At 57.1% G+C, this 722-nt stretch carries 1 protein-coding gene; it reads right to left on the bottom strand.

Annotated elements, in window-relative coordinates; genetic code table 11:
• Window positions 1–708, bottom strand: a 708-nt coding sequence (locus FE851_RS25880) for a tyrosine-type recombinase/integrase (RefSeq protein WP_261371198.1), incomplete at its 3' end; no start/stop codon positions are given.
• Window positions 709–722: the final 14 nt, after the last annotated feature.

Raw genomic sequence — 722 nt, forward strand, 5'->3', positions numbered from 1 at the left:
TAGCCAAAAGTGTATCAGAGGGCAAGAGCAGTCTTCCTGATCGGCCGTTATGTCATGTAGCAGCGCGTTGAATTCCGCCAGCGCGGCTGAACTCTGCATTTCGCTTTCGAGGTTCGAAAAGGCGTTTGGGGTGTAGGATTCCTGCGTTTTCACAACCTCTGCGTCGGCTCCATTGGGCGTATCCGTATTGGCCTCGTCGGAGTATTCATCGTCGGGACGGCATCGTGCGAAATCGGTTTCGCGTCGCCACATCCGGGCCGCAATATCGCGCTCCTCGGGACCAATCGCACTCGCGTAGATCGCAGTCGTGCTCATATCGGCATGTCCAAGCCAGCGCTGGACGAGGTTGAGCGGCACGCCGGACTGGATCGCTGCGACGGCAAAGCCATGGCGAAGACCCTTAGGGGAGGCGTGTTCTCCATGTAAGTCAGCGTGTTCCATGACTGCGCGAATATGTCTATATGCGGTCATGCGGGACCAAGGCCAAATTGGCTTATCACTTGAGACCACGTTCTCATAGAGCCACTCTTGAAGGTGCCCAAGCAGCGCCGGAGGCAGCGGGATCTCGCGATAGACTCCACGCCTCCGCTTTTTGAGGCATTCAACGACGACCACACCCGAATCGAAATCGAAGCTGCTTTTCGTTAACGATAACGCCTCGGAGATGCGGCAGCCCGTCGCGGCCATCGTCTCACAAAGAAGCTGTATGTCCTCGCGGAAGC

This window comes from Sphingobium sp. B2, assembly GCF_007693735.1.
Taxonomy (GTDB): domain Bacteria; phylum Pseudomonadota; class Alphaproteobacteria; order Sphingomonadales; family Sphingomonadaceae; genus Sphingobium; species Sphingobium xenophagum.